Genomic DNA, 13,503 nt, shown 5'->3' with positions numbered 1-13,503 from the left:
CCCGGCGCCGGACGCAGCCGGGAATCGGGCGGGGGGAAATCCGGCAGATTCCGGCCCGGGCTGTCGATGCGGCCGACCCTCATGGCGCGGAGCCGGGACGGGGCCCGGGCTGGGACATGAAACGCGCATTGAAGCGCGCCAGCTCGCGCGGCTCGGGGCGCTGGCCGGTATAGATCTCGACATAGGTGGGAATGCGGGCCAGCCGCGTCTCCAGCTCCTCCCGGGCGCGCATCGAGATATAGCCGATCTGCGTCAGGTAGATGGTGCGGGCGCGGACATCGGCCTCCTGCTCTCCATGTCCCCAGCGCACCAGCATGTCGCGCAGCGCCCCCAGCCGCGTCTCGTCCGCCGCCTCGATTCGCGCCGCCACCTTGCCGTCCTGCAGGGCCCAGCTGCGCACCGCGAATTCCAGCCGCGCATCGAAGGCCCCGGACAGGAAACAGGCCAGCACGTTCAGCATCGCCTCGGCCTGGCTGTCGGCATATTCCCGCGTGGCGGCGACGAAGGGCCGGGTGGTCCGCGCCTCCCAGCCGTCGATCAGCGCGGTCAGCAGCGCCTCGCGATCCTCGAAGAACCAATAGAAGCTGGTGCGCGACAGGTTCAGCTGCCGGGCCAGCGGCAAGATCTTCACCGCGTCGATGCCGCTGTCGATCAGCGCCTGGTAGCCGGCTTCCAGCCAGCCCTCGCGCGACCCGCGCCAGCCGGTTTCGGGGGCAATATGGGTTTCCATGCCCCTGCATAGCCCGCGCGCCGATTCGCCTCAAGCGAATTGTCCAGAGATGCATACTAAAGGATCACATATGATTTTTATATTGACACATGTGAACATTTCTTGCCTTCTTGGGGCAACGACTCCCACCCTTCACAGGCAGAGCCATGTCGAACGATCCCCTTCTGCAGCCCTATCAGCTGAAGCACCTGACGCTGCGCAACCGCATCATGATCACCAGCCACGAGCCGGCCTATCCCGAGGACGGCATGCCCAAGGACCGCTACCGCGCCTATCACGTCGAGCGGGCGAAGGCCGGGGTGGCGCTGACCATGACCGCCGGCTCGGCCTCGGTCTCGCGCGACAGCCCGCCGGTTTTCAACAACATCCTGGCCTGGAAGGACGAGGTGGTCGGCTGGATGAAGAAGCTGACCGACGAATGCCACGACCATGGCTGTGCGGTGATGATCCAGCTGACCCATCTGGGCCGGCGCACGCGCTGGGACAAGGCCGACTGGCTGCCCGTCGTCTCGCCCAGCCATGAGCGCGAGGCGGCGCATCGCTCGTTCCCGAAGAAGATGGAGGACTGGGACATCGACCGGATCATCGACGACTATGTCGATGCGGCCGAGCGCATGAAGGCGGCGGGGCTGGACGGGCTTGAGATCCAGGCCTACGGCCATCTGATGGACCAGTTCTGGTCGCCGCTGACCAACGACCTGGACGGGCCCTATGGCGGCAGCCTCGACAACCGGCTGCGCTTCACCTTCGACGTGCTGCGCGGCATCCGCGAACGCTGCGGCGAGGATTTCATCCTGGGCGTGCGCTATACCGGCGACGAGGACCTGCCGGGCGGGCTGACGGCCGAGGACGGGCTGGCGATCTCGCGCAAGCTGAAGGACAGCGGGCTGGTCGATTTCCTGAACGTGGTCAAGGGCCATATCGACACCGATGCCGGGCTGACCGACGTGATCCCGGTGCAGGGGATGAGGAACGCCCCGCACCTGGAATTCGCCGGGCAGATCAGGAAGGCCACGGGCTTTCCGACCTTCCACGCCGCCAAGATCCCGGACGTGCCGACCGCCCGCCATGCCATCGCCTCGGGGTTGCTGGACATGGTCGGCATGACGCGGGCGCACATGGCCGACCCGCATCTGGTCCGCAAGGTCGTCGAGGGGCGCGAGGACGACATCCGCCCCTGCGTCGGCGCGAACTATTGCCTCGACCGCATCTATCAGGGCGGCATGGCCTTCTGCCTGCACAATGCCGCCACCGGGCGCGAGGAGACCATGCCGCACACCATCCCGCCCGCCCCGGCGAAAAAGCGCATCACCGTGGTCGGCGCCGGTCCGGCCGGCATGGAGGCCGCCCGCGTCGCCGCCGAGCGCGGCCATGCCGTCACCGTCTTCGAGGCCGCCGACCAGCCCGGCGGCCAGATCCGCCTGACCGCGCTGGACGAGCGGCGCCGCGAGATGATCTCGATCATCGCCTGGCGCATGGCGCAATGCGAGAAGCATGGTGTGAAGTTCAACTTCAACACTTTCGCCGACGCGGGTGACGTGCTGGCCACCGAGCCCGACGAGGTGATCGTCGCCACCGGCGGGTTGCCCCATGTCGAGGTGCTGGAGACGGGCAACGATCTCGTCTGCTCGGCCTGGGACATCCTTGCGGGCGACGTGAGGCCGGGCCGCAACGTGCTGATCTTCGACGATGCGGGCGACCATGCGGCGCTGCAGGCGGCCGACCTGATCTCGGCCACGGGTGCGGCGGTCGAGATCGTGACGCCGGATCGCAGCTTCTCGCCCGAGGTGATGGCGATGAACCTGGTGCCCTACATGCGCAACCTGCAAAAGCGCGACACCACCTTCACCGTCACCTGGCGCCTCCGCTCGGTGACGCGCGAGGGCAACCAGCTGCGCGCCACGCTCGGCAGCGATTACGGCGATTTCACCCGCGAGCGCATCGTCGACCAGGTGGTGGTCAACCACGGCACGCGGCCGCTGGACGAGCTCTATTTCGATCTCAAGCCGCTGTCTTCGAACCTGGGCGAGGTCGATTACGAGGCCCTGACCACCGGCGGGTTGCAGGAGGTCCGCAAAAACCCCGAAGGCCGCTTCCGCCTCTACCGCATCGGCGATGCCGTCGCCGCCCGCAACACCCATGCCGCGATCTACGACGCGCTGCGGTTGGTCAAGGACTTGTAACGCACCCCGGCGCGCGGCGATGATCCGCGCGCCGGCCGGATCCCGGGAGGTAAACCGAAATGCCGCGACTGCAACCCCTGCAGGATTTCCTTGATATCGCCTTGCCCGCCATGCGGGCGCGCGCCCATGACGGCAATTCGCCGGCCTCGCTTCAGGGCATTTCCGAGGCAATCCTTTCGGTTGGGGACCAAGGGGCGGGACCGGCCCGCCTGCCCGTGGTCGAGGCTTGGCTCGACACGGCTCTGGCCCGTCCCATGGAATACCAGGATCTTTCCGATCTTTTGCAGGCGATACAGCGGCTGACGCCGCTGCTGTGCTGGCGCCGCCGGACCGGCGACGCGACCGCCAGCGCGAATTTCTCAGAAAGCCATGCCAATGCCATGCTGCTCGGCCCCGGTGGCATCGAGGAGCGCCGCGACCTGTGGATCGGCCTCAGCCTTCTGGCACCGCAGACCCGATATCCCGACCACCAGCACGCGCCCGAGGAAACCTATCTGGTCCTGTCGCCGGGCCAATTCCGCAAGCCGGGGCGCGACTGGTTCGAGCCCGGCATCGGCGGCAGCTTCTTCGTGCCGCCAAACGCGGTTCATGCCATGCGATCCAGCGATGAACCGCTGTTCGCGCTCTGGGCGCTCCGGGCCTGATGGATCGACAACAGCAGGAAGGTCAATCCCATGAAGATACTCGTGCCCGTGAAGCGCGTGATCGACTACAACGTGGCTCTGGTGTCGATTTGGCGAATGTGAAGATGTCGATGACCCGCTCGACCAGATCGCGGTGGAAGAGGCGATTCCCCTGAAGGAGGCGGGCAAGGCCGAGGAGGTCATCGCCATCAGCACCGGCATCTCCGGCGCCATCCAGCACCTTGCGGGGATGAAGGACAGCAATGTGATCGTCACCGATTACGGCTTCGTCGGGATCTGTTCTCCGTCGTCCCGGAACTGACCGGGAAGCTCTGAAGGCTTTCACCGTTTCCCAAATACTCCGGGGGCAGAGCCCCCTGTCGCGTCCCACCAAAGGACGCCCAAGGCGCGGGAGCCCAAAGCAGCCCGGTGCTTCATGCGCCACCATGGATGCACGCGGATTGCCGGAACCGAAGAACTTCTTGACAGAATCGCCCGAAGGCAAGAGATTTCGTAGAACAAATATCGTATACGAATATGGCGATCAGAAGCGGGCGACGAGGATGAAGCGGCCAAAGGGCCCCCCGTAGCCAAGCCGTCCCGAGAACAGGGCAGGTAAAGACGCGGCGCGCCGCCCTGAAACAACGCCGCAGACAGGGAGATGGAAATGCAAAGACTACTCGCTTCGACGGTCCTTGCCGCTGGCCTTTCCGGCGGCGCATGGTCGGCTGCCGCGCAGGATTGCGGCAACGTGACCCTTGCACTGCATAACGTCCAGAGCGCCGAACTGCTGACCTATGTCGACAAGTTCATCCTCGAAAACGGTTACGGCTGCAGCGTCGAGACCATTCCGGGGGATACGGTTCCCTCGACCACATCCATGATCGAGAAAGGCTCGCCCGACGTTTCCTCGGAAACCTGGGTGGACCTGCTGCCCGAGATCGTTCCGCAGGGGCTCGAGGACGGCAAGATCGTCTACGGCGCGCCGGCCCTGCCCGATGGCGGCATTCAGGGCTGGTGGATTCCGAAATACCTGGCCGATGCGCATCCCGAGATCAAGACGGTCGAGGATGCCCTGGCGCATCCCGAGCTTTTCCCGGACCCGGAAAACCCCAGCCGCGGCGTGATCTTCAACGGCGCCGAAGGCTGGGGGGCGACGGTTGTGACCGCGCAATTGTTCAAGGCCTACGAGGCCGAGAAAAAGGGCTTCAACCTGATGCGGCCGGGCTCGGCCGCGGGCCTGGATGGCGCCATCGCCCGGGCCTATGAGCGTCAGGAAGGCTTCATCACCTATTGCTGGGCGCCGACCGCGCTCTTGGGCAAATACCAGCTGGTGCAGCTGGAACCGAACGCCGAGCACGATCCGGTCGAATGGAAACGCTGCATCACCAATCTCGATTGCGCCGACCCGAAGGTCACCGGCTGGCCCATCGACACGGTGATGACGGTGTTGACCAGGGATTTTGCCGACCGGACCAGCCCGGCGATCCTGGACTATTTCAACACCCGCGGCTGGAGCAACGACACCGTGGCCAAGCTGATGGCATGGCAGGGCGACAACCAGGCCATGGGCGAGGATGCGGCCGTGCATTTCCTGGAAGAGAACAGGGATATCTGGACGAGCTGGGTTCCTGCCGAGGTCGCGGAAAAGGTCGAAGCCGCTCTGTGACCATGGCCGCTGCGTCATGGCGGATAAACCGGCCTTATGGTGCAGCGATCCGTATTCCCTGATCCCTTTGGTTCGCCCGGCTGTCATCACCGGGCGCGCCTTTCCCATCCCGGCTTCAAGAACACGCCCTCAGGAGCAGCAAACATGGCGTTCAAGCGAATGATCCATGCCGTCGATACGCATGCCGGAACGCCGATGCGGGTGATTACCGGCGGCGTTCCCCATATTCCCGGGCGCTCGTCCTACGAGAAGATGCAATGGCTGGAGGCCAATGACGACCAGCTGCGCAAGCTGATGCTGCGCGAGCCGCGCGGCTATGCGGCGCATTGCTGCAACATCATCGTGCCGCCCTCGCATCCCGAGGCCGATGCCGGCTATATCATCATGGAGCAGATCGAATATCCGGTCATGTCCGGCGGCAATACCATCTCGGTCGTCACGGTGCTGCTGGAAATGGGCCTTCTGCCGATGAAGGAGCCCGTCACCGAGCTGGTGCTGGAGGCGCCGGCGGGGCTGATCCGGGTCCGCGCCGAATGCCGGGGCGGCAAGGTGACCAGCGTGACGTTCCGCAACGTGCCGGCCTTCGCCGCGCATCTGGATGCCGAAATCGAGGTGCCGCATCTGGGCAAGGTCCGGGTCGATGTCGGCTGGGGCGGCATGTTCTATGCCATCGCCGACATCCGGCAGTTCCCCGGCCTGGAACTGATCCCCGAGCATGGCCGCGAAATCGCCCGCATCTCGGCGATGATCCGGCAGGCGGCGATCGAGCAGCTGCCGGTCGAGCATCCCGATTATCCGGGCGTGGGCATCACCATCTCGCAACTGTCCGGGCCGACGGACGATCCGAACGCCGACTGGAAGAATGCCGTCACCATGGCCTCGGGGGATTTTTCCTGGGACAATCCCGCGACCTGGACCGGCGCGCTGGATCGCTGCCCCTGCGGCACAGGCACCTGCGCCAAGATGGCGGTGCTGCATGCCAAAGGCGAATTGCCGCTGGACAAGAGCTTCCGGCACCAGGGCATTCTCGGCAACGTCTATACCGGGCGGCTGGTCGAGGAGACCGAGATCGCGGGCCGCCGCGCCGTGGTGCCGGAAATCTCGGGGACCAGCTGGATCTGTGGGTTGAACACCCTGGTGCTGGACCATGACGATCCGTTTGCCGAAGGTTTCACGGTGGGGGATACCTGGGCGTAGCGCGCGGTCCTGCGGGGCCGCGGCTGCCCGCTTTGCCGGCTCTATTCCGCACCGTAATCCTCTCCGAAGAACTGGCGCATGAAGGCGGGGCCGTCTGTGGTGACGAAGTCGCGGAACTCGCGCGCGGCCGGGCCCAGCGTCTTGCGGCGCGGATAGACCACGAACCAGTCGCGCAGCTGCGGCATGCCGTCGACGCTGAGGACGCTCAGCTTGCCCGCCTGCCGTTCCAGCGCGATGGTGTGGGCGGAGAGGAAGGCGAGCCCCATGTTCGCCATCAGCGGCGGTCAGGAAGATCTGCATCTGCCGCAGGGTGATCGTCCAGTCCGCATCCCCGCATTGCCCCGGTTGAACTGGTCGCGCGTCAGCCGGGCGGGGTCAAGTCGGGCCTGCGGGCAAAGAAGTCGTTGCCCTTGTCGTCGGTGACGACGAAGGCGGGGAAATCCTCGACCCGGATGCGCCAGACCGCCTCCATGCCGAATTCGGCAAAGTCGAGCACTTGCGCCAGCCGTCCCGCGTCGCGCGCTTGACGGTCGTAAGGCGGCGGGGCAAGCAGGGCGGCATGATCGATATCCGTCCCGTGGCCAATATCGTCGGCAAGGTCGTCGTCACGCTCGGGGCGGCGATGGCGCTGCCCATGCTGGTGGACTGGTGGCACGGCGACGCGCATTGGCTGATCTTTCTGGAATGCGGCATCCTGACCATGCTGGCCGGCGGGCTGGTGGCGCTGTCGACGCGGCAGAGGGACAGTTCCCTGACCATCCAGCAGGTCTTTCTGCTGACGGCGATGCTGTGGCTGGTGGTGCCGGTGGCCGGCGCGCTGCCCTTCATGCTGGGCGCGCCGCATGCTGGCTTCACCGATGCCTATTTCGAGGCCATGTCGGGCGTCACCACGACCGGGACCACGGCCTTTGCCGGGCTGGACGGCCTGCCCAAGGGCACCAACCTGTGGCGGGCCTTCCTGAACTGGTCCGGGGGCCTCGGGATCATCGTGGTCGCCATGATCTTCCTGCCGGTGATGAAGGTCGGCGGCATGCAGTTCTTTCGCTCGGAAGGGTTCGACACGCTGGGCAAGATCCTGCCCCGCGCCTTCGACATCGCGCGCGAGATGGCCGGGGTCTATTTCGCCATGACCGCCAGCTGCATGGTGGTCTATATCCTGCTGGGCATGAAGGGCTTCGACGCGCTGGTGCTGGCGCTGTCCACCTGCTCGACCGGCGGGTTCTCCAATTACGACGCCAGCTTCGCGCCCTTCATTGGGCCGGCGGAATATGCGGCGGCCTTCTTCATGATCCTGGCCTCGATCCCCTTCATCCGCATGGTGCAGCTGATCCGCGGCTCGGCCGAGCCGATCTGGCGCGACATCCAGGTGCGGGCCTATCTGCGCTGGACCTTCTATGCCATCGCCGTGGTGGTGCTTTACCGGCTGTTGTGGCTTGAGGCGAAGAACCCGCTCGCCGTGATCCGCGAGACCACGTTCAACGTGATCTCGGCCTTCTCGGGCACCGGCTTCGCCTCGACCGACGTCACGCAATGGGGGCATTTCCCCTTCGTCATCCTGATCGTGGTCGGGCTGATCGGCGGCTGCACCGGCTCGACCTCGTGCTCGGTCAAGGTGTTCCGCTATCTGGTGCTGCTCCAGGCGGTCAAGGCGCAGCTGCGGCGGATGCAGTCGCCGCATCGGGTGTTTCCGCTGCTTTACGGCGGCCGCCCGCTGGAGGAGGACGTGGTCGATTCGGTCATGGCCTTCTTCACCCTGTTCATCCTGACCTTCGGCCTGCTGATCGTCGGGCTGGCGTTGACCGGGCTGCATCCGCGCACCGCGCTGACCGCGGCCTGGACCGCCATCGCCAATGTCGGCCTGGTCTGGGGCCCGGAACTGACCGAGAGCGGGGCGGTGACGGATTTCCCCACCGCCTCGAAATGGCTGATGATCTGCGGCATGTATCTGGGCCGGCTCGAACTGATCTCGGTGCTGGTGCTGTTCCTGCCGCGGTTCTGGCGCGCCTAGTTCTGCGCTGCCGCCGGGGCGATGGCGGGCGCCTCGGGCTGCGCCTCGCCCGCGCCGGGGGCGAAGCGGGTCAGGTTGTCCGAGATCTCGGCCGCCAGCCGGTGCTGGTCCTCGGGGTCCGAGATCGGCCAGATCAGCACGAAGCCCTGCACGCGCCCTTCCACGACCCGGGCCTCGGCATGGCCGATATGGGTCTGGTTGCTTCCGTCCAGCGTGACGCTGCCGCGTTCCACCTGGCGCTGGGGCGCCGGCACCCAGCCGAGCGCGGTGACAAGGCCGGCGAGGTCCAGCATCTCCTGCTGGCTGCCGGGCTGCGAGAACAGGATCAGCGCCGCGCCCGAGCCGTCCTTGGGCCCATAGATCGACAGCGCGCGCTCGGCGCGGTCGAATTGCAGCTTGTCCATCGGCGCGGGCAGGGCAAGGCCGGTATGGCTGTCCCGAAGCTCGGTCAGGCCCATCTCGGCCCGCCAGGCCTCGCGCCGCCGGATCAGCTCGGCCATGGCGGTGGCGGTATCGGGCGAGGCGCGCAGGCGCACGATCTCTTCGGCGATGGCGGCGCGGGTCTTGGGGCCGTCCTTGCCGTCGATGCCGCCGTCGTAATGGCCGGCCCAACGCAGGGCGCGCTGGATGTCCTCCAGCGGCGGCATGGGCACCGGCGCGGCATCCGGGGCAGGGGGCGCGCCAAGCTCCGGCACCTTGCCGATGATCGCGATCTCGCCCATCTCCTCGCCGGGCGACAGGAAGGCGTCCTTCGGCACCGCGCCGGCGGCCTTGAAGGCTTTCAGCCAGGCGGTGCCGGTCGCCTCGTCCATCGGGCCGAAGGCGATGGCCGACCGGCCGTTGGGCAGGGTCCAGAGCCCGGCCTCGGGCAGGGTTTCGCGCCATTTCGCCAGCAGTTCCTCGGCCCTGGCGCGGTCGGTGCTGGATTCAAGGCGCAGGAAGAATTGCGCCGGCGCGGGTTCGGGAGCGGGTTCCGGCGCGGCCGCGGTGGTGTTTTCGGTGGTGTTTTCGGGGGCGGTTTCGGCGGCGGCGCTTTCGGGCGTGGCGGCCGTGGCCGCATCCTCGCCCGCCAGATCGCCCACCGCAGGCTCGCCGTCCTCCTCTGCCGGCTGGCCCGCGCCCTGCCGGAAGGTCGAGGCATTGCCGGTCGAGCCATCGGGCGCCCCCGGCGCGGCGGGGGCCGCCCTGGCCACCGGGGTCAGGTCGCGGCCCTCGGCGGCGGAAAGGAAGCTGTCGCCCGGCACCTTGCGCTCCTGCTTCAGCTGCTCCAGCCGCGCCGTCGCCGCTTCGCGCGGCATCGGGCCAAGCGCGATGCCGATCCAGCCATCGGCCAGCGGGAAGGTCACGACATCGGGGAAGGCGGTGGCCCAGCCTTCGGCACTGGCGCGGGCGGCCTCGGCACCGCGCTTGGCCTCGATGCGGATCACCACATCCTCGGCTTGCGCGGCCGCGCCGAATGCCAGCGGCAGAGCCGCACCGATGACGAATGCAAAGCGCCGCATGGGCATGTCCCTCTCATTGACCCTGCGCCGCCCTCTGCCTAGAAGGCGGCAGACATTTCCTGCCAGTTATGCCGAAGGAAGCCCCGATGACCAGCCCAAAGGACAATCAGACGGCGAAACCCGTCTGCTTTCAGGACGTGATCCTGCGCCTGCAATCCTATTGGGCCGGACAGGGCTGCGCGGTGCTGCAACCCTATGACATGGAGGTCGGCGCCGGCACCTTCCACCCGGCCACGACACTGCGCAGCCTGGGCGCCCGGCCCTGGGCTGCGGCCTATGTCCAGCCCTCGCGCCGCCCCACGGATGGCCGCTATGGCGAGAACCCGAACCGGTTGCAGCACTACTACCAGTATCAGGTCATCATCAAACCCTCGCCCGCCAACCTGCAGGACCTGTATCTGGGCAGCCTCAAGGCCATCGGCCTCGACCCGATGATCCACGACGTGCGCTTCGTCGAGGACGACTGGGAATCCCCGACGCTGGGCGCCTGGGGCCTGGGCTGGGAGGTCTGGTGCGACGGCATGGAGGTCAGCCAGTTCACCTATTTCCAGCAGGTCGGCGGCCATGACTGCAAGCCGGTCTCGGGCGAGCTGACCTACGGGCTGGAGCGGCTGGCCATGTATGTGCTGGGGGTCGAGCACGTGATGGACATGCCCTTCAACCCGCCCGGCAGCCCGATCCCGCTGAGCTATGGCGACGTCTTCCGCCAGGCCGAGCGCGAATATTCCCGCTGGAACTTCGAGCAGGCCGATACCGGCATGCTGTTCCAGCATTTCAAGGATGCCGAGGCGGAATGCGACCGCATCCTGACCGCGGCCGAGACGGACGGCGCCGGGCGCCGCATCCCGATGGCGCATCCGGCCTATGACCAGGCGATCAAGGCCAGCCACCTGTTCAACCTGCTGGACGCGCGCGGCGTGATCTCGGTCACCGAGCGCCAGGCCTATATCGGCCGCGTCCGCGCGCTGGCGAAACGCTGCGCCGACCTGTTCGTGACCACCGAGGCCGCGGGCGCGGCGGGGGGAGAGGCGGCATGAGCTCGGGCAAGATCGTCGCCTCGATGCTGGTGCTGGTGGCCGTCATGGCCGGCCTTGCCGTCTGGTATCTGCAGGTCTACGGCTTCTATGACGAGGTGGACGAGATCAGCGGCGCGCAAGAGATCGTCGTCACCGACGCGCAGGGCGCGACGCATCCGGTCGCGGTCGGCGATTTCAAGGCCATCGACGCGGCAAGCTCGCCGATCCGCTATCGCGCCTGCTTCACGCTGGACCCTGCCGGGCTGGCCGATGCCGCGCCCTATCCCGCCGCGACGCCGCTGAACGGGCCGGGCTGGTTCAAGTGCTATTCCGCCCGGGCACTGACCGCCGACCTGGAATCCGGCGCGGCGCGCGCCGTGCTGGGCCAGGCCGAGATCCGCCCCGACGTGGACCGGGTGATCGTCGTCTATCCCGACGGCCGCGCCTTTGCCTGGCACCAATTCAACGACAAGACCCCCGAACGCGGAGTGATGGACTGATGCCCGACCTGCTGATCGAGCTGTTCTCAGAGGAAATCCCGGCGCGCATGCAGGCCCGCGCCCGCGAGGACCTGAAGAAACTCGTCACCGACGGGCTGGTCGAGGCCGGCCTGACCTACCGCTCGGCCGGCGCCTTCTCGACCCCGCGCCGGCTGGCGCTGGCCATCGAGGGGCTGACCGCGGAAAGCCCGACCACGCGCGAGGAGCGCAAGGGCCCCCGCACCGACGCCCCCGAGGCGGCGCTGGAGGGCTTCCTGCGCTCGACCGGTCTGACCCGCGACCAGCTGGAAGCGCGCGACGACAAGAAGGGCCAGGTCTGGTTCGCCACCATCGTGAAGCCGGGACGCCCCGCCGCCGGGATCGTCGCCGAGGTGCTGGAGGCGACGATCCGCAACTTCCCCTGGCCCAAGTCGATGCGCTGGGGCTCGGGCAGCCTGCGCTGGGTGCGGCCGCTGCATTCCATCCTCTGCCTGCTCTCGGACGAATCCGGCGCCGCGGTGGTGCCGCTGGAGATCGACGGCATCCGCGCCGGCAACACCACCCGCGGCCACCGCTTCATGGCCCCGGACGAGATCGCCGTCTCGGGCTTCGAGGATTACGCCGCCAGGCTGCGCCGCGCCCGCGTCATGCTGGACTCCGCCGAACGCGAGGCCGCGATCCGGCAGGAGGCGGCGAACCTCGCCTTCGCCCGCGGCTGGGAGATCGTGCCGGACGAGGGCCTGCTGACCGAGGTCGCGGGCCTTGTCGAATGGCCGGTGCCGCTGATGGGCGCCATCGAGGACCGCTTCCTGACGCTGCCTCCCGAGGTGCTGCAGACCTCGATGAAGGAGCACCAGAAATTCTTCTCGGCCCGCAATCCCAGGACCGGCCGCATCGAGGGCTTCGTCACCGTGGCGAATATCGAGACCCCCGACCATGGCGAGACGATCCTGAAGGGCAACCAGCGCGTGCTGGCCGCCCGCCTCTCGGACGCGGCCTTCTTCTGGGACAACGACCTGCGCGAGGCGCGGGCGGGCATGGCCGACTGGGCCGAAGGGCTGAAATCGGTCACTTTCCAGAGCAAGCTGGGCTCGCAGGCGGATCGCATCGCCCGCATCGCGGCGCTGGCGCGCGAGATCGCGCCGCTGGTCGGCGCCGATGCCGATCAGGCGGAACAGGCGGCCAAGATCGCCAAGCTCGACCTGCGCTCGGCCATGGTCGGCGAGTTCCCGGAACTGCAAGGCATCATGGGCCGCTATTACGCGCTGGAGGCCGGCCTGCCCGAGCCGGTGGCCGATGCTGCCCGCGACCATTACTCGCCGCTCGGCCCCTCGGATGCGGTGCCCTCGGCGCCGGTGTCGGTGGCGGTGGCGCTGGCCGACAAGCTCGACACGCTGACCGGCTTCTGGGCCATCGACGAGAAGCCCACCGGCTCGAAAGACCCCTTCGCACTCCGCCGCGCCGCGCTGGGGGTGATCCGGCTGGTGCTGGTGAACGGGGTGCGGGCCAATCTGGGCCGAACCTTCGCCAAAGCCAATCCGGATGCCGCGGCCGCCGACCTCATCGCCTTCTTCCACGACCGCCTGAAGGTCCATCTGCGCGACCAGGGCATCCGCCACGACATCATCGACGCGGTGCTGGCGATGCCCGGCAATGACGACCTGGTGCTGCTGGTCAACCGTGCCACCGCGCTGAACGACGTGCTCAAGACCGAGGACGGCACCAACCTGCTGCAAGGGCTGAAACGCGCCGGCAATATCCTCGCCCAGGCCGAGGAGAAGGACGGCGTCGAATACAGCTTCGGCGCCGATCCGAAATTCTCCGAGACCGAGGAGGAACGCGCCCTTTTCGCCGCCCTCGACAAGGCCGAGCCCGCGATCCGCGAGGCCGTCCGGCTCGAGGATTTCCAGGCCGCGACCCAGGGCATCGCCAGCCTGCGCGCGCCCATCGACGCCTTCTTCGAGGCGGTGCAGATCAACACCGACAACCAGATCACCCGCCGCAACCGGCTGAACCTGCTCTCGCGCATCCGCGAGGCCGGCCGGCTGATCGCGGATTTCGGCCGCATCGAGGGCTGACTCCCGGCTTCTTTCTTG

Annotated in this window: 12 protein-coding genes and 1 pseudogene; 9 read left to right on the top strand and 4 right to left on the bottom strand. The window is 67.4% G+C overall.

Annotation, left to right across the window (positions count from 1 at the left end; all coding sequences use genetic code 11):
• Positions 1-79: 79 nt before the first annotated feature.
• Positions 80-730, bottom strand: a complete 651-nt coding sequence (locus L632_RS0113085) for a TetR/AcrR family transcriptional regulator (protein ID WP_028716939.1) — start codon at positions 728-730, stop codon at positions 80-82.
• A gap of 146 nt (positions 731-876) precedes the next feature.
• Between L632_RS0113085 and hpbA the strand changes: the two genes are divergently transcribed.
• From hpbA to L632_RS23550, 5 genes and pseudogenes are all read left to right on the top strand, one after another.
• Positions 877-2,913, top strand: coding sequence for an N-methyl-L-proline N-demethylase HpbA (hpbA, locus tag L632_RS0113080; protein WP_028711831.1), 2,037 nt, complete (start codon positions 877-879; stop codon positions 2,911-2,913).
• 59 nt (positions 2,914-2,972) lie between these two features.
• A complete protein-coding gene (locus L632_RS0113075; RefSeq protein ID WP_028711832.1) occupies positions 2,973-3,557 on the top strand; it encodes a dimethylsulfonioproprionate lyase family protein in 585 nt (194 codons plus the stop codon).
• Positions 3,558-3,587: 30 nt separating this feature from the next.
• Positions 3,588-3,780: pseudogene (locus L632_RS24675) on the top strand (electron transfer flavoprotein subunit beta/FixA family protein); the annotation flags it as partial.
• A 507-nt stretch (positions 3,781-4,287) separates the two neighbouring features.
• Complete coding sequence (locus L632_RS0113065; protein WP_232220978.1) at positions 4,288-5,205, top strand: glycine betaine ABC transporter substrate-binding protein; 918 nt, start codon at positions 4,288-4,290, stop codon at positions 5,203-5,205.
• 144 nt (positions 5,206-5,349) lie between these two features.
• Complete coding sequence (locus L632_RS23550; protein ID WP_028711834.1) at positions 5,350-6,402, top strand: proline racemase family protein; 1,053 nt, start codon at positions 5,350-5,352, stop codon at positions 6,400-6,402.
• Between the two features lie 41 nt (positions 6,403-6,443).
• Here the strand turns inward: L632_RS23550 and L632_RS0113055 are convergent, their stop codons facing one another.
• Both L632_RS0113055 and L632_RS24910 read right to left on the bottom strand, forming a co-directional pair.
• On the bottom strand, positions 6,444-6,677 hold the full coding sequence (locus L632_RS0113055; RefSeq protein WP_028711835.1) for a LysR substrate-binding domain-containing protein: 234 nt from the start codon (positions 6,675-6,677) through the stop codon (positions 6,444-6,446).
• An 86-nt stretch (positions 6,678-6,763) separates the two neighbouring features.
• Complete coding sequence (locus L632_RS24910; RefSeq protein WP_232215661.1) at positions 6,764-6,898, bottom strand: fumarate hydratase C-terminal domain-containing protein; 135 nt, start codon at positions 6,896-6,898, stop codon at positions 6,764-6,766.
• 63 nt (positions 6,899-6,961) lie between these two features.
• Here L632_RS24910 and L632_RS24665 point away from each other — a divergent pair, with 63 nt between their 5' ends.
• Positions 6,962-8,410 carry a TrkH family potassium uptake protein gene (locus L632_RS24665; protein ID WP_028711836.1) on the top strand — a complete coding sequence of 483 codons (1,449 nt, stop codon included), beginning with the start codon at positions 6,962-6,964 and terminating at the stop codon, positions 8,408-8,410.
• Here the strand turns inward: L632_RS24665 and L632_RS0113040 are convergent.
• Positions 8,407-9,912 (bottom strand): peptidoglycan-binding protein, encoded by a 1,506-nt coding sequence (locus tag L632_RS0113040; protein WP_028716937.1) that lies wholly within the window; start codon positions 9,910-9,912, stop codon positions 8,407-8,409. The two genes, L632_RS24665 and L632_RS0113040, sit on opposite strands and share 4 nt — an antisense overlap.
• An 86-nt stretch (positions 9,913-9,998) precedes the next feature.
• On the opposite strand from L632_RS0113040, the gene L632_RS0113035 reads away from it, so the two are divergent.
• The 3 genes from L632_RS0113035 to glyS are packed head-to-tail and all read left to right on the top strand — an operon-like array spanning position 9,999 to position 13,485.
• Positions 9,999-10,949, top strand: coding sequence for a glycine--tRNA ligase subunit alpha (locus tag L632_RS0113035; protein WP_028711838.1), 951 nt, complete (start codon positions 9,999-10,001; stop codon positions 10,947-10,949).
• Positions 10,946-11,428, top strand: coding sequence for a DUF6446 family protein (locus tag L632_RS0113030; RefSeq protein WP_028711839.1), 483 nt, complete (start codon positions 10,946-10,948; stop codon positions 11,426-11,428). The genes L632_RS0113035 and L632_RS0113030 overlap by 4 nt, the downstream gene beginning before the upstream one ends.
• Complete coding sequence (gene glyS / locus L632_RS0113025; protein WP_028716936.1) at positions 11,428-13,485, top strand: glycine--tRNA ligase subunit beta; 2,058 nt, start codon at positions 11,428-11,430, stop codon at positions 13,483-13,485. Before L632_RS0113030 ends, glyS begins: the two co-directional genes overlap by 1 nt.
• Positions 13,486-13,503: the final 18 nt, after the last annotated feature.

The sequence above is a fragment of the Paracoccus sp. J39 genome (genome assembly GCF_000518925.1).
Taxonomy (GTDB): Bacteria; Pseudomonadota; Alphaproteobacteria; order Rhodobacterales; family Rhodobacteraceae; genus Paracoccus.
This window is presented reverse-complemented; position numbering and strand designations above follow the sequence as displayed.

Excerpts from the sequence above, each read along its gene's own strand:
- L632_RS0113085 (WP_028716939.1), bottom strand. The coding sequence starts at position 730 with ATGGAAACCCATATTGCCCCCGAAACCGGCTGGCGCGGGTCGCGCGAG.
- L632_RS0113035 (WP_028711838.1), top strand. The coding sequence starts at position 9,999 with ATGACCAGCCCAAAGGACAATCAGACGGCGAAACCCGTCTGCTTTCAG.
- hpbA (WP_028711831.1), top strand. The coding sequence starts at position 877 with ATGTCGAACGATCCCCTTCTGCAGCCCTATCAGCTGAAGCACCTGACG.
- L632_RS24665 (WP_028711836.1), top strand. The coding sequence starts at position 6,962 with ATGATCGATATCCGTCCCGTGGCCAATATCGTCGGCAAGGTCGTCGTC.
- L632_RS0113030 (WP_028711839.1), top strand. The coding sequence starts at position 10,946 with ATGAGCTCGGGCAAGATCGTCGCCTCGATGCTGGTGCTGGTGGCCGTC.
- glyS (WP_028716936.1), top strand. The coding sequence starts at position 11,428 with ATGCCCGACCTGCTGATCGAGCTGTTCTCAGAGGAAATCCCGGCGCGC.
- L632_RS0113055 (WP_028711835.1), bottom strand. The coding sequence starts at position 6,677 with ATGGCGAACATGGGGCTCGCCTTCCTCTCCGCCCACACCATCGCGCTG.
- L632_RS0113040 (WP_028716937.1), bottom strand. The coding sequence starts at position 9,912 with ATGCGGCGCTTTGCATTCGTCATCGGTGCGGCTCTGCCGCTGGCATTC.
- L632_RS23550 (WP_028711834.1), top strand. The coding sequence starts at position 5,350 with ATGGCGTTCAAGCGAATGATCCATGCCGTCGATACGCATGCCGGAACG.
- L632_RS0113075 (WP_028711832.1), top strand. The coding sequence starts at position 2,973 with ATGCCGCGACTGCAACCCCTGCAGGATTTCCTTGATATCGCCTTGCCC.